This window comes from Halomonas sp. BC2 (assembly GCF_002078115.1).
GTDB classification, from domain to species: Bacteria; Pseudomonadota; Gammaproteobacteria; order Pseudomonadales; family Halomonadaceae; genus Vreelandella; species Vreelandella stevensii.
The window spans coordinates 1-18,371 of sequence record NZ_LFGT01000004.1; the positions used below are offsets into that span (position 1 = coordinate 1).

Genomic DNA, 18,371 nt, shown 5'->3' on the forward strand with positions numbered 1-18,371 from the left:
GCTGCAACTGATATCGAATGTTCGCATCTAGGTCCTCTCTGTCAGCCGCCACACCATTGCCAAAGCTTAAACGCACCACCGGGTACCGCTGCTGCCAGTCCCACTTGTCGTGAATATATAACCCGTAAAATAGCGCTTCGCGGCCTTCAAATAGGCAGCCCAGGGTATCTAGCAGCAGGCTTTTGCCAAAGCGACGCGGGCGGGAGAGAAAATAGTATTTGTTTTGGTTCGCCAGCTTTTCAATGAACGGCGTTTTGTCGACGTAGTAATAGCCGCCTTCTCGGATATCCGAAAAAGTTTGAATGCCTATAGGCAGCTTACGACGATGAGCAGCTGGCATGCTGGCCTCCAATGCTGAACCGATGAAACACAGGACAGTTTAGCACGGTGGCGATAAGGGCAGGTGGCGCGTATGGAACTGTGTTTTTTTGCATAGGTACTGCTGGCGTTCTACGCGTAGCCGAATCAATTAAAGGAGTCCGTAGTGCGCGGTGACCAGAGGTCAAATTTGGTAGAAAACAGGACACAGAAAAGTCACGGTGTGTGCCAACGTTTTGACAATGAAGGGCACAGAATGGCGTTAATGGGTGTGATAGAGAAGATTTGAAATGCATTGGCATGTTAATTAACTTGTTGTTTTAAATATTGTTTATTGGTTTTTTGACGGTAGGGAAGGGCGATGCTTGTGCGGCTTAAACCGGCCTCCGAAGCCGAAGGTCGCAGGTTCAATTCCTGCCATCTCACAGTAGTCTTCGATGATCAAAACGTCCCTGGTTGGCGCCTCAGAGTTGATATCCCGCAAGGCCATCTATTCTACGGACAATACCCGGCGCCAGGAAAATTGATCGCACTAATCGATGGGTCTATACCGAGCGAGGTGATAAACGATTATCTGGATGCTGATCCTGAGGCTGATGAAGAAAATCTGATCGCTGACGCACGAGAGCACTATAGAGACATCGGTATCGGTGATGTTTTTCTCTATGGCCAAGCTCCAGAGCGACAGGAGCCAAGCCCATATTTATTGGAGGCATGCTACGAGGCTGTTAAGGCCTCAGTAGAAAATCAGTGCGGTATCACTTTGGAGGTGAGTGGGTAAGCCCAAAGTAGTGAATGCCTGTTTTATAGGGAACATGAAAAGGAGGCAGCCCCTTTCTGCATATAGAAAAATTTACACAATTTCTTTACGCGAAACCGCCCCGCCAGGGTCTCCTGGTAGGGCCGGAACCTGTCAACCTGATTTGGACACATCGTTAAAAATTAATGTCGATTTCGTCGCGGTACTGGGCTGAGCTCTGGCGGGTGACACCGTAAGGTGACCTGTCCGCCGGGTCGGCTTACCCTTGATCTTCTTTGTCGTAATGAATGATCGAGAGCAGCTTGATGGGAACTTCTATCAGCTGTTCGGGCCCGTGCGGCACAGCAGCATCAAAGGCCAGGCTGTCGCCGGCGTTCATGGTATAGAAATGCTCCCCGTGCCGGTAAACGAGCTTGCCTTCGAGCAGGTAGATAAATTCGTGCCCGGCATGGCAGAAGTTGGGAAAGACTTCGCTGGCATCGTCCATGGTGATCAAAAACGGTTCGTATCGCTTATTTGGTCCCTGGCGGTAACTCAATAACTGATAGGTGTGGCCAACTTCCGTACCAGTGCGCACAACTTCCATGCCTTCGCCAGCCTTGACGTGCTGGGCACCACGCCCTCCAAGATCAAAATCGCTGAAAAGTTTGGATATCGGCAGGTCAATGGCATTGCAGAGGCGGCTCAGCGTGTCCAGACTAGTGGATACTTGGGCATTTTCCACTTTACTGATCATGCCCTGACTAAGCTCTGCGATACGAGCGACGTCTGATATTTTGTATCCCTGCGAAATCCGTTTACGCTTCAGTGCCCTGGCGATGTGCTGTTCCAGACTTAGGCGCGTGTCCTGTTTATCAGTGGTGATCTTTTCGCTCATGAGTGCCTTCGCTTATGATTTTGGTGTTCATGACGCCTGTTGATATTGAAACCATTATGTTGCCGCCCTCGGGGGCAGGAGTGCCAGCCACCCGAGGTGATATAAAAGTTAGACAATATTGACATGAAAGCATAAGCGCAAAAGTAAAGCTATTTGCGACCTCCCCGGCGGTCGATAGGCATGGCCCATCGGCGCGTTAGCACCGTCCTATACTACCCAGTTCAAAAGAGATACGTTCAGCCGTGGCCTGTAATTGCTCCTTGAGTTCGTGGATATGGGCATCGCTGTCCAGCATGGCGTCGGGGCCTGAGATGTTGATCGCCGCGACAATCCGCCCCTGATAATCTTTTAGCCCGGTGGCGATGGCCGTGGCGTGGTCGGAGCGATGCATTACCCAGCCTGCGTCACGGTCATTGGCAATCGTGTGTTTAAGCTCTGGCAAGGTGCGCGGCGCGGGGGCAGGATAGCCGTCCAGGCGCACGTGGTGATAAAGCGCGTCGAGCTCGGTTTCGTCCAGAGCGGTGAGGAGAATGCGACCCATGGCGCAACTGTGGCAAGCGATGCGGGTGCCTACCGGGATGTTCACCGACAGCCGCTGAGACGCAAACGAGCGGTAGATATACACAGTATCTTGGCCTTCACGCACACTGAGGTGGCAGGACATTGATACGCGGTTGCGCAGTGCATTCAAATGCGGCATGACGATATCGACAATATCGCGGCTGGCCAGATAGCTGAAACCGTGGGAAATCACCTGGGGGCCAAGCTGATAGGTATTCTTGGCCACTTTATCGAGATAGTGCATCTCGGTCAGTGTGGTCACAATACGATAGATCGACGAGGTGCTGACCTCTAGCGCATCAGCAAAATCCTGAGTCGTCAGAATACGCTGTTGGCTGTTGAACAACTCGAGGATTCTGAGACCCCGGTAAAGCGCGGGAACCGTATAATCGTTGTCTTTAGTGGATGGTTTCGCCATACGTGTTAAGGCCTTGCTGAAAGGGATCGATGTTTAACGGCCCCGGTGTTAACCACCGTCGGGCCGTTAAGGTGCATTATCCGTCAAGATACCTTGTTCATAAATGCCTTGATGCTCAATGGCTTTCCGCCAAATTCCTGCATGGCATCCAGCAGCACCGGCCAGAAATAGCTGGCCGAGGCGCTATCAACCAGCAGATACAGGCGGGTAAGCTCCGTTTGGCTGGCGTTGATGACGATGGCATTCGCCCGAGCCACAGAGGTCTGTGCGACCTGGCCGGGGGCAAAGGCAGCAGGGCTCAGGTCAACCCCACACAATTTGGCCATGACGTTGCTCGCATGGGTGCCCGTCAGGGCCAGCCAGGCATGGGTATCCTGGCGAGGCAGCAGGTAAACGCCCGCCTGAGCGGGTGGCCAGGTAGCTTCCTGCTGGCTGATCCGCTGCTCCTGAGCGTTGAGACTGCCAAGCAGCAGATACTCGCTGGCAGAAAGTCTCGCGACCAGGCTGCCATCCGGCTGGCGAGTTGCCTGGTTCGGCACATCAGGCAGCTGATAACCATGTTCGTCGAGAAAGCTGGCAGCATGGCTGCCGCGCACGCCAAGGCGGGCCAGCGCCGATACATCCACCAGTGCACAATGCGCCGCCGAGGTGAAGTCAGCGTCAAGGCTTGTGTTGTCCCCACCATCAATGGCATAGCCATTCAGCGCCTGCCATCCCTCGGCACGGGAAGCGTCCGCCTGATGAAGGTGATAAAGCGGCGTACGTTTGGGAGTGAGCGTGTCTTTGAGGGTCGCCATGAATTACATCTCCTGTCGACTGTTGTTGGCATCGTAGAAAGGTAGCTTGACGACCTCGGCGCTGACTTCTGCTCCCCCTTCGACCCGAATCGTGATCTGGCTGCCGGGGGGGGCCTTGTCCGCCCCGGCATAAGCCAGGCCGATAATGGCGTTCTGAGTGGTGGAGTATTCACAGGACGTCACGTTACCGGTGATATCCGTACCGTCGAGCACTAGATGCCCTTCCATCGGTTTGGCACTGCCAGCGGGTAGCTGAAAGCCGACAAGGCGCCGTTTGGCGGGCTGTTCGTCAAGGATGTCCACCGCACGGCGGCCGACGAAAAACGGCTTTGTACGGTTAACCGCCCAGCTCATGCCAATCTCGCCAGGGTGGCTCATGCCGTCGGTATCCTGGCCGATGATGACATGGCCTTTTTCAAGGCGTAGCAGGCGCTGTGCCTCAACACCGAAGGGGCGAATGCCAAAAGCCTTGCCGGCTTCCATCAGCAGATCCCAGAGATATTCGCCATAGCGCGCTGGCACGTGTAGCTCATAACTTAGCTCACCCACAAACCCTGTACGCATAAGGCGAGCTGGCGCATCGCCGGCATAGCCTTCGCGCAACTCCAGGTAGGGAAGCGCCTGGGCGGAAAGGTCGACGCCCGTGCACACGGTTTCAAGTACTTGACGTGATAAGGGGCCAGCAATATTTACCGCCGCAAAGGCAGACGTGACATTAGCGATATCCACGTCCAGGCGCCACTGAGCATTCCACTGCAGCATACTTTGAAACACGCGGCCGACACCGCTGGTAGTGGCGGTCACATAAAAGTGATCGTCAGCCAGGCGGCAGGAAACCCCGTCATCAATGACCACCCCCTGTTCGTTGGTCATGGCCGCGTAGCGCGTGCGGCCAACCGGCTGCTTGAGGAAGCCGAAGGTGAAGATGCGGTTGATAAATTCTGCTGCGTCTGGGCCGCGTATTTCAAGGCCACCCAGGGTCGAGACATCAATCAGGCCAACGTGCTCGCGGACGTGCCGGGCTTCTTCCTGCATCGAGTGGTGGCGGTCAAGGCGGCCGTCGGCACTGGGATAATAGGCCGGGCGCTGCCAGTCGCCGGCAGGCATCATGACGGCACCCAGTTCAAGGTGACGCTGTTGCATGGTGGTCACCCGGAAAGGGTCGAAGCTGCGTCCGGCAAGGTGCGCCAGGGTTTCGGCGGTAAACGGCGGGCGTGCGGTGGTCACCCCGGTTTCACTGACTGAACGCTGGGTAGCATCAGCCACCAGGCGGGCAGTGGGCAGCGCAGAGTGGCGGCCTTGCGACGGCCCCATGCCAACGGTGGAGAAGCGCTTGACCAGCTGGACATCGCGGTAACCGTGGCGGGTGGCGTTGATGATATCGCGGATCTGAAGGTCTTCGTCAAAATCGACGAATTCCTTGCCTTTGGGGTGAGCGAAAATGGGCCACGGGAAGTTCACTTGCCTGGGCGCTTCGGTCACAGGGTCGGCTTTCGGTGCGGATAACCCCAGATTAGCCAGTGCCTGGCTGGCGGCAAAGATACCGTCCTGCAGCACCTGCTCAAGGTCGTGCAAACCATTGACCGAGCCTGCTACATGCAGGTGTTCGGGCAGGTTGGAAAGCGAAAACTCGGCGACATCGTCGTTGTAGGTCAGCTTGCCGCCAGCCTGGCACAACAGCTGGTAGACAGGCATATAGCCTGCGCTCATGCACAGCAGGTCGCATTCCAGAGTCACGCTTTCTTTGTCCACTTCACCGCGTTGGGTAATACGCCGGATATCGACCCCGTTAACGCGGTGCATTGTCTTGTCGCACAGCGCTTCGAAAACGGTATGCTCAAGATGCAGGGTGATACCGCGCTGCTTGATGGCCTGGCTTAGCTGGCTGTCGGTTGGCCCCGCGCGCATATCCACCAGGGCCGCTACATCCACGCCCTGTTCGTGCAGGTCGAGGGCGGTCAGATAACCGTCATCATTGCCGGTTAACACAACGGCCCGCTTGCCTGGGCGCACCGCGTAATGGCGCATCAGGCGTTGGACGGCGCTGGCCAGCATGATACCCGGCAGGTCGTTGTTGCGGAAGATGACCGGCTGGTCAAAGGCCCCGGCGGTGACGATGCATTCCTTGGCGCGCACCTTGTACATCCGCTTGTCCTGGATGACCGGCAAATAGTTGTCAGTGAACCAGCCGTTACAGATGGCGTTGCACAGCACATGGATATTGGCGTGTGCTTCCACGGCCGGCACCAGTTCATCACGCAATGCCGTGGCACGCACCCCCTGTTCATCAAAGCGGGCGTAGGTCAGCGCGCCGCCCAGCAAGGGTTCCTGCTCAACCAGCAGTACCTGGGCGCCGCCTTCTGCAGCCGTCAAGGCAGCCTTAAGCCCGGCGGGGCCACTGCCCACCACCACAACGTCTTTGAACAGGTAGGCTTTGTCGTGATAATCGCCCTTCGCCTTGAGGTCAAAGTGACCCAGCCCGGCTTTCTTGCGAATCAGGGACTCCCAGTATTTCCAGGCACCTTTAGGCTTATAGAAAGAACGGTAATAAAAGCCCACCGGCATGAATTTCGAGAACTTACCCAGCTTCATGTCGCTGTCGTGGTCAAGGCTGCCGCTGTAGTTCTGGCCTGTAACGTTCAAACCCTCGTAGGCAAGGCAGGTATCTGCCAGTACGTTCGGTTCATCGGGCAGCTGCACCAGCGTATTAGCATCTTGCCCGGCCATGGTGAGCGGGCCGCGCGGGCGGTGGTACTTGAACGAGCGGGACAGCAGATAACGGCCATCAGCCGCCAGCGCACTGGCAATCGAGTCTCCGCAAAAACCCTGATGGGTCTGCCCTTCAAACGTCATGCTGATAGGCTGTTGACGGTCGATATAGAGCCCCATGGGAGCGGGAAGGCGGTTATCCATCGTCTGTGTATTGCCTGATGGTTGGGTGCGGTTCATTTGCGTGTCTCCTCAGAGGAAAACTCGACACGTTCCTGGAAAACTTCCTTGGGATCGAACGTACGCAGTATTTCATCGGTAACAGTATGGCGTTCAGCAAGGAACCAGTAGCTGGAGGCGGCATGCATCCACCATTCGGTAATAACGCCTGCTGTGTTGTCGCTATAAAACACATAGTGGGCCCATTCCCGGTCGCTGCATTGACCGGGCATCGGTTTGAGTTCTCCGCCATAGATGAACTCACTGATATTGCGTAGCCCGTTGAGCGGGCAGTTCATGACTTTCATTGAGCGTGCCTTCACATAGTCGCTGAGACGGTGGCTGACATAAGCGGCTGACGTTAATGACTGGCCGCTGTCGCGCCCATTTCATTGACTTGCTGGAAATTGGCAAAACGTTCCAGGCGGAATGGCTGAATCAGCGCCGGCACTTTTCCGCCGTTGGCTACCAGCTCTGCCATGGTCTTGCCGCAGATGGGCGTTGACTTGAAGCCCCAGGTGCCCCAGCCAGCATCCAGGTAGTAATTCTCAACCGGGCTTTCCCCCATGATGGGGCTGTAATCCGGGGTCATGTCGGTAATCCCGCCCCATTGGCGCATCAGCTTGGCCTTGGCCAGAAACGGGAACATCTCGATGCCACTGGCAATCAGGCTTTCCTTCATTTCCAGCGTAGAGCGCGTGTTGTAAAGCGGGTAGGGATCGGAGCCGCCCCCGAACACTACTTCGCCACGGCTGGTTTGCTGAACGTAGCAATGCAGGGCGGAAGAGCTGACCAGCGGGCTCAGGAATGGCTTGACCGGCTGGGTGACCATCGCCTGCAGCGGGTAGCTGATAATCGGAAGGCGGAAGCCGGCTTTTTTGGCCAGGATCGAGCTGTGCCCGGCAACCGCTTGCACGGCGCAACCGCACTGGATAGTGCCGCGATTGGTCTTCACCCCGGTAATGCGCCCGCCTTCAATGATCAGCTCCTGCACTTCAGTGAGCTGATGGATTTCAACGCCGCGCTTGGCGGCTTCCTTGGCATAGCCCCAGGCCACGGCATCATGGCGCGCTGTGGCGCCGTCGCGGTGCCACAAACCGGCCAGAACCGGCAAGTGCCCCGGGTCGAGGTTAAGCGTTGGCACCAACTCACTGATCTGCTGACGGTCGATCATTTCGGTGCGTCCGCCGAAATGTTTGTTAACCTCTGCGCGTTGGCGGAAGGCACGTACCGTGGCATCGGTATGTGCCAGGGTTAACTGACCGCGCTCGGAATACATGATATTGAAGTCAAATTCGTTCGAGAGGTTCTGGAACAGCTTGACCGACTCGCTATAGAACCTGACCCCTTCCGAGGTCAGGTAGTTAGAGCGGATAACGGCGGTATTGCGCGCCGTGTTGCCGCCCCCCAGGTAAGCCTTTTCAAGCACGGCTACCTTGGTGATGTTGTGGTATTTGGCCAGATAATAGGCAATGGCCAGCCCGTGGCCACCGCCACCGATGATCACCACATCGTAGGAGGGCTTGAGCTCTTTGGGGGGAGGCAAGTCCACATCGACGGGATACTCCGAGGACAAACCGTATTTCAATAATCCAAAAGGCATGACAACGCCCTCCTGTGGTAGATCAGATAAGTGCTGGCTGAGCCGCTTTGTGGTGTTGCTGAAGCCGGGTGGCGACCACCGTGTTCTGCATCAGGTAAGCGATGGTCATCGGGCCGACGCCGCCGGGTACCGGGGTGATTGCACTGGCCACCTGGCTGACGCTGGCAAAATCCACATCCCCGACAAGACGCGTCTTTGGCTCGCCATTGGCTGACTCTTCGATGCGGTTAATACCCACATCAATCACCACCGCACCGGGCTTGAGCCAGTCGGCATTGATCATCTTCGGGCGACCGACCGCGGCAATGACAATATCCGCCTGGCGCGCGATGGCTTCGGCGTTAACGCTGCGTGAGTGGAGCACCGTGACCGAGCAGTTGGCCTGAAGCAGCAGGGCGGCCATGGGCTTGCCGACGATGTTGGAGCGCCCGACGACCACGGCATGTTTACCGCTCAGGTCGCCGCAGGTTTCCTGCAGAAGACGCAGGCAGCCGGTAGGCGTGCAGGGTGTCAGCACGTCAGCGCCCTGTGCCAGCCCTCCCACGTTTTCACGATGAAACCCGTCGACGTCCTTGAGCGGTGAAATCGCCTGAATCACGGCGTCCTCGCTGATGTTGTCGGGAAGCGGCAGCTGCACCAGAATGCCGTTGACCTCAGGGTCCTGGTTCAGCTTGTCGATCAGTGCCAGCAGCTCGGCCTGGGTCAAGGAGGTGTCGAAGCGATACTCAAGCGAACGGATCCCGACCGCTTCAGCCTTACGGATCTTGTTGCGCACATATACCTGGCTGGCGGCATCTTCACCGATCAACACCACAGCAAGCCCTGGTGTGGTGCCTTCCGCTTCCAGTTGCGCCACGCTGTCGGCGACTTCAACCAGTACCCGCTCGGCCCAGGCTTTGCCGTCAATCAAGGCGGCAGATGTTTGTGTCGTGAGGGTCATTGGAAAATCACCGTTTTGTTCTGATCAAGGAAGATGCGGTGCTCCAGGTGATACTTGACCGCACGGGAAAGCGCGATGGTTTCCGTGTTACGTCCCACGGCGACCAGGTCTTCAGGGCGATAGGTATGGTTAACGCGCTGAACTTCCTGATCGATAATCGGGCCTTCATCAAGGTCAGAGGTCACGTAGTGCGCGGTGGCACCAATCAGTTTGACGCCTCGCGTATGTGCCTGATGATAAGGCTTGGCCCCCTTGAACCCCGGTAAGAAGGAGTGGTGAATATTGATGGCGCGCCCGGACAGTTGGCGGCACAGGTTGTCAGACAGAATCTGCATATAACGTGCCAGCACGACAAGCTCGGTACCGGTCTCTTCGACGATATCCATCAGCGCGGCTTCCTGCTTGGCCTTGGTCTCTTTAGTGACCGGCAGGTAAACAAAGCGGATGCCTTCGCGCTCGGCCATGGGGCGAAGGTCGCGATGGTTCGAGACGATGGCGGTGATTTCCATGTCTAGCTCACCTTGCGCCTGGCGATACATCAAATCGCTCAGGCAGTGATCGAACTTGCTGACCATCAGCAAAACGCGCATGGGTTTGGAACTGCTGTAAATCTGCCACTCCATCTCAAAGTCCTTGGCGATGGCGGCAAATTCATCACGCAATGTCTCGATATCCCCACTCACGCCTTCATTGAAGCGAAACTTGGCACGCAGAAAGAAGTTTTGCAGCTCTTCATCATCGTATTGGGCCAGTTCACTGATATAGCAGTCATGCTCGCTCAAAAACGAGGTCACCGCCGAAATGATGCCGGAGGTAGCCGGGCAAGAAACGCGGATGATGTAACTGTCACAAGAATCCTTCATTTTTTTTCCTATATAAATTTAAAATTTTAAATATAAATAAAAAATAAGAAATTTATCGATTTAAAGCCAAATATATCTCTATGTAATAGATTGACTTCATATTTGGCTTTTGTCGATATGGATTTTCCTTTTTATTGATCGTTTCATCTAGCCTTTGGCAATGCGCTTTTGTTTGTCAGGGTCATCAAAAGGCAAGCTATGGCTGCTGGCAGTGGCTTGCAGGCTGCCACGTATTTCCAACGGCACACCGTGCTCGGCATAAGGAACATCAAGGCGCGCCAGTGCCATGGAGCGGCCACTAAGCCTTGAAAACATGCCTTCGGTAACAATGCCGACCTGCTTGTTATCTGCCCAGAGGGTGTCCCCAGCGCTTGCCGCCTCCTCGCTGTCAATCAATACACCAAAGATCTTGAAGCGCTCCTTGCCCTTGAGGCGGAAGTGTTCGCCTGCCCCCCGGAACTCGGTCTTGTCCTTGGATACGGTGAAGTCCAGCCCCAGCTCCCATAGCGTGTCGCCGGCGGGCTGGTCGGGGAAGGGGTATGTCTCGGAGTTATCAACGGGATAGAACAGCAGGTTACTTTCCACGCGTAGCCAATCGAGTGTCTCGAAACCGCATGGCACGATGCCCATGGGGGCACCCTTGTCGAGGATTTCGTCCCACACAGAGGGAGCATCCTTGGCCTTGCAAAAAATCTCATAGCCGCGCTCACCGGTATAGCCGGTGCGTGAAATCATCACATCAAAGCCAAACAGGCGGGTCTGCAAATGGTGGAAGTAACGCAGGTCGCGAATACTCTCAACATGCTTTTCAAGAAAGTCGACGGCCAATGGCCCTTGCAGTGACAAGTCGTGAAGATCATCGTCAAACATCAGGCTGACGTTACGACCCAAGGCACCTAGAGTGAGCATTTCCTGGCCCAGACCGGTGCCATGCACCACCAAGTACGCATTCGGCGCCAGGCAGTAGACAATGCAATCATCCACGAACTTGCCAGCCTCGTTGAGCATGGTGGCATAGACAGATTTTCCCGGGTAAAGCTTTGACATATCCCGCGTGGTGGCATGGTCTAGCAGCACTTTGGCATGCGGGCCAACGCAATGGATCTTTTTCAGACCAGAGACATCCATCAAGCCTGCTTGGGTGCGAATGGCGGCGTGGTGATCGGCGGTATCCGCTCCCGCGTAACGAAACGCAGTCCCCATGCCGTTCCAGTCTTCCAGTGTCGCACCGAGTGCATGGTGGCGTTCGGCAAGGGCAGAAGTACGCCATAACGTTGTCATATCAATTCTCCTTCCAGTCGGTTAGGGCAGGTTTTCCAAAAGAAACCAGAAGTGGCTGTCGCCCTTTATGGATTCTTTAAAAGAAATTATATTTCCTTGCAGTGAAGCAATAAGCTTGCCATGACGTGTCAGTGCATACAGAAAATGCATGAGACACAGGTTTATTTCATATAAAAAACAGTTACTTATTTTTTGAATTTTTAGGTCGATATATTCGCCATATTTTCCTCCAGGTTTTTATATGCGTGTCATTTGTTCTTTATGGGTGCGCTTTTTGGCAAATTTGCACCGTTATGGCGCGGTCAAGGCACAGAAACCAATAGGAGAAAAGATGGGAAATGCTTTCTTGAAATCCTGAATTAAATATTTATTTCATTTAAATCAGTGTTTTGTAGGTATTTGAGGAGGTTTTTTAACGGTCGACGAGACATTCTGGCATGCTATGTGCCTTTCTTTTTGGGAAATATAGTTTCTTGAAAAGAATTTTTAAGAGGGTTGAGTATGTCTCCAGAAGCTGCTGTTGAGTTGATCAAAGAGCATGACATCCGTTATCTGCTGGCCCAGTTCGTGGATATACACGGTGCGGCCAAAACCAAGTCAGTGCCGGCTAACTGCCTGATGGATGTCGTTGAGAAAGGCGCGGGGTTCGCTGGCTTTGCGGTGTCGGGCCTTGGCATGCAGCCCCATGGGCCGGATTTTATGGCCAAAGGTGATTTGAACTCGTTGTCGTTGGTGCCGTGGCAGAAACACTACGCTCGCATGGCGTGCTGCGGTTACGTCAATGATGCCCCGCACGCGCTGGACAGCCGCGTTGTCATGATGCGTCAGTTAGAGCGGCTAAACGAGCTGGGCTGGACGTTGAACACCGGCCTGGAGCCTGAGTTTTCCTTGTTCAAGCGGGGAGCGTCCGGTGAGCTGTTGCCGGTTGATGAGAGCGATACGCTGGCCAAGCCCTGCTACGACTATAAAGGCTTGTCGCGCTCACGCGAGTTTCTGGAAAGGTTGGTCGAAGCGCTTCAGGCGGTGGACTTTGATATCTACCAAATTGATCACGAAGATGCCAACGGCCAGTTCGAGATCAATTACACCTTCAGTGACGCCCTGACCTCTGCTGACCGCTTTACCTTTGTGCGCATGGCTGCCGGTGAAATCGCCAACGAGCTTGGCATGGTGTGTTCCTTTATGCCCAAGCCGCATGCTGATCGGCCTGGCAACGGCATGCATATCCATCTTTCCATTGCTGATAAAGACGGCAATAACGTCTTTGGCGATGACAGCGACCCCCAGCATCTTGGCCTGTCGACGACGGCTTACCATTTTCTGGGCGGGTTACTTCATCACGCCCCGGCGCTATGTGCCTTTGCTGCCCCAACGGTGAATTCCTACAAACGCCTGGTGGCCGGCGGTTCGGCGAGCGGGGCGACCTGGGCACCGGTATTCATTGCCTATGGTGATAACAACCGTTCGGCCATGGTGCGCGTGCCTTATGGCCGTCTTGAATTCCGTCTCCCCGATGCTGGCTGCAACCCTTATCTGGTTCACGCCGCCCTGATTGCGGCGGGAATGGATGGCATCGAGCGCAAGCTGGACCCCGGCAAGGCGCAAAACATCAACCTTTACGAGCTCACGCCAGAGCAGTGCCAAGCGCAAGGCATCGAGATTCTGCCGCAGTCGCTTAAAGAGGCGATTGATGCCCTGGAAGCGGATACCCATCTGCGCGATGGCATGGGCGCCGAGATCGTTGGCGAGTTTATCAAGGTCAAGCGTGAGGAGTGGAAAGAGTACAGCCGCCAGGTATGTGAATGGGAAGTTCAGCGCTATGTAGAGTTTTTCTAACGTCATTTTATTTTTTCATAAGTTCCTTTGCGTGCTTAGGCGCCCATGACGCCTCAGCGTGAATCTATCGAGGTAATGCTATGTGTGGAATTGTCGGGCTTTATCTGAAAAACCCGCAGCTGGAAAGCCGCTTGGGTGAGCTGTTTGAGCCGATGCTTATTGCCATGACAGACCGTGGGCCGGACAGTGCCGGTTTTGCGGTGTATGGCGACGAATATGATGATGGCGTCAAGCTGACCCTGCAATGTGATAATGCCGATTACGATTGGCAGGCGTTCGCCGACAGGCTGCAAACCGCCTTCGGCAGCCTGGCGTCATGGTTTCAGAATGCCAACGTGGGGGTGTTCAAGATAGCCGAAGAAGAAAGCCGCGTGCTGGGTTGGCTGGCGGATCATGCGGCTGACCTTCGCGTGATGAGTGCCGGAAAAAGCATCGAGATTCTCAAAGGTGTCGGCTTGCCCGGTGAAGTGGCAACCCGTTACAAACTGAGCAACATGCGCGGCAGCCACGCGATCGGGCATACCCGCATGGCTACCGAAAGTGCCGTCACGCTGCAGGGCAGCCATCCTTTTTCAACCGGGCTGGATCTGTGTCTGGTGCATAACGGCTCCCTGTCCAACCACAATCGCCTGCGCGACAAGCTCAAGCGTCAGGGCATTGTTTTCCAGACCGATAACGACTCTGAAGTTGCCGCTGGCTATTTGACCTGGCGGATGGCCAAGGGTGAATCCCTTAATCAGGCCCTGACCGGAGCGCTCAAAGACCTGGACGGTTTCTTCACGTTCACGATCGGCACACGGGATGGATTTGCGGTCGTGCGCGACCCGATTTCCTGTAAACCCGCCGTTATTGCTGAAACCGATGACTACGTGGCAATGGCATCCGAGTACCGCGCCCTGGCTGACCTTCCGGGTATCAAGGAGGCAACTGTCTGGGAGCCGGAGCCGGCAAAAATCTATGTATGGGAACGTGACGGTATAAAGGTGGAGGCTGCCTAAATGATGAAACATTACGACCTTGCGAGTTCCAGTCTGCGAGAACTCAACCAGGCACTGCATGATCCGCAAATGACCGCCAGCGAGCGTGAGTGGCGTGTCAGTAATTCCAACGGGGCGCACAATATTGCCTGCGGGCTCAATGAACAGATCAGCGTCGAAATTGATGGGCATGCCGGCTATTACTGCGCGGGCATGAATCAGAAAGCGCATGTCACCGTGAACGGAAATGTCGGGGTTGGCGTGGCCGAGAACATGATGTCGGGCAAGGTGCATGTCAAAGGCGATGCGTCCCAGTCGGCGGGCGCTACCGCTCACGGTGGCCTGTTGGTCATTGAAGGCAATGCCTCGGCGCGCTGCGGTATTTCCATGAAAGGGGTGGATATCGTGGTCAAGGGTAATATCGGCCCGATGAGCGCTTTCATGGGGCAGGCCGGCAGGCTGGTGGTGTGCGGCGATGCCGGTGAGGCGCTGGGCGACTCGCTCTACGAAGTGCACATCTATGTAAAAGGGGAAGTGGCGTCTCTGGGGGCGGATTGCGTCGCCAAGGAAATGCGTCAGGAGCACCTGGACGAGCTGGCAGATTTACTCAAACAGGCAGGTAGCGACGAAAACCCTGGCGACTTTACGCGCTATGGATCAGCGCGCCAGCTCTACCACTTCAAAGTCACCAATGCCTCGGCCTACTGATCTGGAGCCTGACATGACAGATAACACGATTAATCCGGCACTGAGAGAGTCCGCTACCTTTGGTCGAGATGTCATCGCCGAAATTCAGCGTGCCGCCGAAACAGGCATCTACGACATTCGCGGTTGGGGTGCCAAGCGCAAGGTGCCAAATTTTGATGATCTTTTGTTTCTCGGTGCGAGCATGTCGCGCTACCCGCTTGAAGGCTATCGGGAAAAATGCGACACCGAGGTGGTATTAGGCACCCGCTACGCCAAAAAACCGATGGTGATTGATACCCCGGTGACCATTGCCGGTATGAGCTTTGGTGCCTTGTCAGCACAAGCCAAGGAAGCGCTGGGGCGCGGAGCATCGGAAGTCGGCACATCGACGACCACAGGTGATGGCGGCATGACCGCAGAAGAACGCGGTCAGTCATCCAAACTGGTCTATCAGTACCTGCCGTCACGCTATGGTATGAACCCGGATGATTTACGCAAAGCCGATGCCATCGAGGTGGTCTTAGGGCAGGGCGCCAAGCCGGGTGGCGGCGGGATGCTGCTGGGCCAGAAAATTTCGGATCGTGTCGCCCACATGCGCACGCTGCCCAAAGGTATTGATCAGCGTAGCGCCTGCCGCCACCCGGACTGGACGGGGCCCGACGACCTGGCCATCAAGATTGCCGAATTGCGTGAAATTACCGACTGGCAGGTGCCCATCTTTATCAAGATTGGCGCGACGCGCACGTATTACGACGTCAAGCTGGCGGTGAAAGCCGGCGCGGATGTTGTGGTGCTGGATGGTATGCAGGGCGGCACGGCAGCCACTCAGGATGTGTTTATCGAGCATGTCGGTATTCCCACCCTGGCGGCGATTCCTCAAGCCACACAGGCCCTGCAGGAAATGGGCGTTCACCGTGAGGTGCAGTTGATCGTCTCGGGCGGGATCCGTAACGGTGCTGACGTTGCCAAAGCCATTGCCCTGGGTGCGGATGCCGTGGCCATTGGTACGGCTGCCCTCATCGCCTTGGGGGATAACCATCCACGTTTTGAAGAAGAGTACCGCAAGCTGGGTTCAGCGTCTGGCTATTACGATGACTTCCAGGAAGGAAAATGCCCAGCGGGGATCTCGACGCAGGACCCAGAGCTGAGCCAACGCCTTGACCCGGTGGAAGGTGGCAGGCGGCTGGCCAACTACTTGCGTGTGCTGACCCTGGAAGCGCAGACGTTGGCCCGAGCCTGCGGGAAATCCCACCTGCATAACCTGGAACCGGAAGATCTGGTGGCCTTGAATATCGAAGCGGCTGCCATGGCGCGAGTGCCCCTGGCGGGTACCACCTGGGTGCCTGGTCAAACGTTTTAGGCTGGCATTGGAAGGTCAATCTGCTATCTGGTGACAGGTAGCTGCCTGCATCATTAAACGCTATCCCGAAGGCTGGATACCCCTTCCAGGCTTCGGGTTTTTTTATGCTCTTCAGCAACACCTATCAAGCCTTCGATGCGGTAGCGTCAAGTGCTGTTAAACAGAAATGCCAAGCAGGGTTTTAAAAAACAACTTTTTAATTGTTGTGCAGGATATCGCTTAAAAAGAGCGCGCGCCCAGTGTGTTTAGTTGGCGTGATGAGTGGTTTCTTTAGTGTATATATAAAAAGAAATATTCACTATTTAATTTTTATCCAGATAAAGGTCAGCGGATGCACTAATACAGGCTTTTTAAAGCGTCATCTGCACTATTACAGCGCGGCCTCTTTTTGTTCTTTTTTTATAAACCTATGAAATTAAGATTATTTTTTTTTTGGCATGAAACGTGCTTTATCTACAGTAAATAAAATATCACCACAAGAACTAAATGGAGCGGCTTAAGTATCGCTGGTGATATTTAGGTTTCATATATAAAACCTTGATGTCTTTCGATTCCGTCTCTGTCGTGCTGGCATCCATTAACCGGGTATTTATCAAGGGGAAAAAGTCAATGCAGCATAACGCTCTTCCTGATGATGACAGGATAAAAAGCAGGCCGATATATGTAACGCCTGAGCATCCCGCAACAGCTAACTACTATGTGTGTGTGGCTGAGCCAGACGCGGTAAATCTCATCATGAAACATGTGGCGCCGATTGATAAACACCGGACGCCGTTTCATTTCATTATCTGTGCTGATCGCGCTGACGCGCCCCCGGCGGGGTTGCCGTCTGAGTGGCAGAACGTGCCACTGCAATGCTGCGACCGTGACGCACTTTCCACCACGCTGGCGACCCAGCTGGAAACATTGACCCAAGGTTGCCATGTGATTGTGGCGGGCAGCGAAGCGTTTTTATGGGATGTACATACCCTGGCCCTGGCACACGGGCTGCTCGACGCTGAAATCACCTTGCTGCCTTCAGCAGATAACGCCCGACGCGTGTTTTGCACGCACTGCCGTTTTATGAGCGAGCCTGTCACGGCGTCACCCACCCGCTGCCAGGGGTGTGGGCTCACGTTGGAAGTTCGCGATCATTTTTCACGTCGCCTGGGGGCCTATATGGGCGTGCGGATAGATGCCGAGGTGCCCGGTGAGGTTCCCCGCGAGGAGGTGTTTGACTCATGAGTGACCTGATTCCGGTACGTGTCGCCGAGATCGAGCAGATCAGCTCGATTATCAAACAGTTTACGTTTGTTGCTGATGAAAAGCCCCTGCCGCCGTTTTCTGCCGGTAGTCACGTGGTGGTGCAGATGGAAGGTGAGGGGAAGCGTTTCCGCAATGCGTATTCCTTGATCAGCAACCCGGCTGACAGCAGTCATTATCGCATCGCGGTGCGGTTGCAGGAGCGCTCCCGAGGAGGCTCTCAGTTCATGCATGGTGAGTTTCGCCCAGGGGACAGGCTGTTTATTTCTCCGCCCGCCAACATGTTTCTACCGGATTGGCAGGCGCGGCACCACATATTGATTGCCGGTGGCATCGGAATAACGCCGTTTCTTTCTTACGGCTATGAGCTGGAACAACGTCAGGCCTCCTTTGAAGTGCACTACGTGTATCGCAATGCCGAAACAGGGGCCTTTCGTGAGGCCTTGACGGAGCGTTTTGGCAACAGGCTTTACTGCTATTCCGGCGAACGTCCCGACTTTTACACTCTGCTCGGACACCAGCCGCTTGGCACCCACGTCTATGTTTGCGGCCCGGAGGCGATGATTCAGGACGTCAAAGCCACAGCGAGTGCGCTGGGCTGGTCACCTCAGCGGGTTCATTACGAAGCCTTCACGGCTCCTCAGCCAGGTAAGCCTTTTGTAGCCAGGCTTTCACGCTCGCAGCAGGACGTCGCCGTCGCGGGGGATACGCCTCTGCTTGACGCTCTGGAAGCCCATGGCCTTGAGATACCCAATATGTGTCGTGGCGGTGTATGCGGCCAATGTAAAACCTCGGTGGTGGACGGTGACATCGAGCATCGGGATGCGTTTCTCGATGATCAAGAGAAAGCCAGCCAGCGCTGCATCATGCCTTGCGTGTCACGTTCAGCGAGCGACTACCTGGTGCTGGATCTATAAATCAAG

At 55.3% G+C, this 18,371-nt stretch carries 17 protein-coding genes; 7 read left to right on the forward strand and 10 right to left on the reverse strand.

Features of this window, described 5'->3' with window-relative positions:
- Positions 1-340: AAA family ATPase (locus B7L71_RS02630; protein ID WP_170919422.1), on the reverse strand; the 340-nt coding region annotated here is incomplete at its 3' end.
- A 339-nt stretch (positions 341-679) separates the two neighbouring features.
- Between B7L71_RS02630 and B7L71_RS17245 the strand changes: the two genes are divergently transcribed.
- On the forward strand, positions 680-1,099 hold the full coding sequence (locus B7L71_RS17245) for a hypothetical protein (protein ID WP_152621790.1): 420 nt from the start codon (positions 680-682) through the stop codon (positions 1,097-1,099).
- A gap of 238 nt (positions 1,100-1,337) precedes the next feature.
- Here B7L71_RS17245 and B7L71_RS02640 read toward each other — a convergent pair whose 3' ends face one another.
- The 9 genes from B7L71_RS02640 to B7L71_RS02680 all read right to left on the reverse strand — a co-directional run bounded on the left by B7L71_RS02640 (position 1,338) and on the right by B7L71_RS02680 (position 11,346).
- The gene (locus B7L71_RS02640; protein WP_044630299.1) at positions 1,338-1,955 is read right to left on the reverse strand and encodes a helix-turn-helix domain-containing protein; all 618 of its coding nucleotides are present in this window, start codon (positions 1,953-1,955) and stop codon (positions 1,338-1,340) included.
- Positions 1,956-2,151: 196 nt separating this feature from the next.
- Positions 2,152-2,934, reverse strand: a complete 783-nt coding sequence (locus tag B7L71_RS02645; protein WP_044630298.1) for an IclR family transcriptional regulator — start codon at positions 2,932-2,934, stop codon at positions 2,152-2,154.
- Between the two features lie 83 nt (positions 2,935-3,017).
- Positions 3,018-3,731 (reverse strand): sarcosine oxidase subunit gamma, encoded by a 714-nt coding sequence (locus B7L71_RS02650; RefSeq protein WP_081135849.1) that lies wholly within the window; start codon positions 3,729-3,731, stop codon positions 3,018-3,020.
- A 3-nt stretch (positions 3,732-3,734) separates the two neighbouring features.
- A complete protein-coding gene (locus B7L71_RS02655; protein WP_240312658.1) occupies positions 3,735-6,680 on the reverse strand; it encodes a 2Fe-2S iron-sulfur cluster-binding protein in 2,946 nt (981 codons plus the stop codon).
- Complete coding sequence (locus B7L71_RS02660; protein WP_044630297.1) at positions 6,677-6,967, reverse strand: sarcosine oxidase subunit delta; 291 nt, start codon at positions 6,965-6,967, stop codon at positions 6,677-6,679. Before B7L71_RS02660 ends, B7L71_RS02655 begins: the two co-directional genes overlap by 4 nt.
- 53 nt (positions 6,968-7,020) lie before the next feature.
- Positions 7,021-8,262, reverse strand: a complete 1,242-nt coding sequence (locus B7L71_RS02665) for an FAD-dependent oxidoreductase (RefSeq protein WP_044630296.1) — start codon at positions 8,260-8,262, stop codon at positions 7,021-7,023.
- A gap of 22 nt (positions 8,263-8,284) precedes the next feature.
- On the reverse strand, positions 8,285-9,202 hold the full coding sequence (gene folD / locus B7L71_RS02670; RefSeq protein ID WP_044630295.1) for a bifunctional methylenetetrahydrofolate dehydrogenase/methenyltetrahydrofolate cyclohydrolase FolD: 918 nt from the start codon (positions 9,200-9,202) through the stop codon (positions 8,285-8,287).
- The gene (gene purU, locus B7L71_RS02675) at positions 9,199-10,065 is read right to left on the reverse strand and encodes a formyltetrahydrofolate deformylase (protein WP_044630294.1); all 867 of its coding nucleotides are present in this window, start codon (positions 10,063-10,065) and stop codon (positions 9,199-9,201) included. Before purU ends, folD begins: the two co-directional genes overlap by 4 nt.
- 147 nt (positions 10,066-10,212) lie before the next feature.
- Positions 10,213-11,346 (reverse strand): aminomethyltransferase family protein, encoded by a 1,134-nt coding sequence (locus tag B7L71_RS02680; RefSeq protein ID WP_044630293.1) that lies wholly within the window; start codon positions 11,344-11,346, stop codon positions 10,213-10,215.
- A 501-nt stretch (positions 11,347-11,847) separates the two neighbouring features.
- Between B7L71_RS02680 and glnT the strand changes: the two genes are divergently transcribed.
- The 6 genes from glnT to B7L71_RS02710 all read left to right on the forward strand — a co-directional run bounded on the left by glnT (position 11,848) and on the right by B7L71_RS02710 (position 18,365).
- Positions 11,848-13,182 (forward strand): type III glutamate--ammonia ligase, encoded by a 1,335-nt coding sequence (gene glnT / locus B7L71_RS02685; protein WP_044630292.1) that lies wholly within the window; start codon positions 11,848-11,850, stop codon positions 13,180-13,182.
- An 80-nt stretch (positions 13,183-13,262) separates the two neighbouring features.
- Positions 13,263-14,180 (forward strand): class II glutamine amidotransferase, encoded by a 918-nt coding sequence (locus tag B7L71_RS02690; protein WP_044630291.1) that lies wholly within the window; start codon positions 13,263-13,265, stop codon positions 14,178-14,180.
- Entirely contained in the window at positions 14,181-14,867 is a 687-nt protein-coding gene (locus tag B7L71_RS02695; RefSeq protein WP_240312657.1) for a GltB/FmdC/FwdC-like GXGXG domain-containing protein, read from the forward strand.
- A gap of 13 nt (positions 14,868-14,880) precedes the next feature.
- Positions 14,881-16,206 (forward strand): FMN-binding glutamate synthase family protein, encoded by a 1,326-nt coding sequence (locus B7L71_RS02700; RefSeq protein WP_044630290.1) that lies wholly within the window; start codon positions 14,881-14,883, stop codon positions 16,204-16,206.
- 540 nt (positions 16,207-16,746) lie between these two features.
- Entirely contained in the window at positions 16,747-17,430 is a 684-nt protein-coding gene (locus B7L71_RS02705; RefSeq protein ID WP_139788465.1) for a dimethylamine monooxygenase subunit DmmA family protein, read from the forward strand.
- Complete coding sequence (locus B7L71_RS02710; RefSeq protein WP_044630289.1) at positions 17,427-18,365, forward strand: PDR/VanB family oxidoreductase; 939 nt, start codon at positions 17,427-17,429, stop codon at positions 18,363-18,365. Before B7L71_RS02705 ends, B7L71_RS02710 begins: the two co-directional genes overlap by 4 nt.
- The last annotated feature ends 6 nt before the right edge of the window (positions 18,366-18,371 follow it).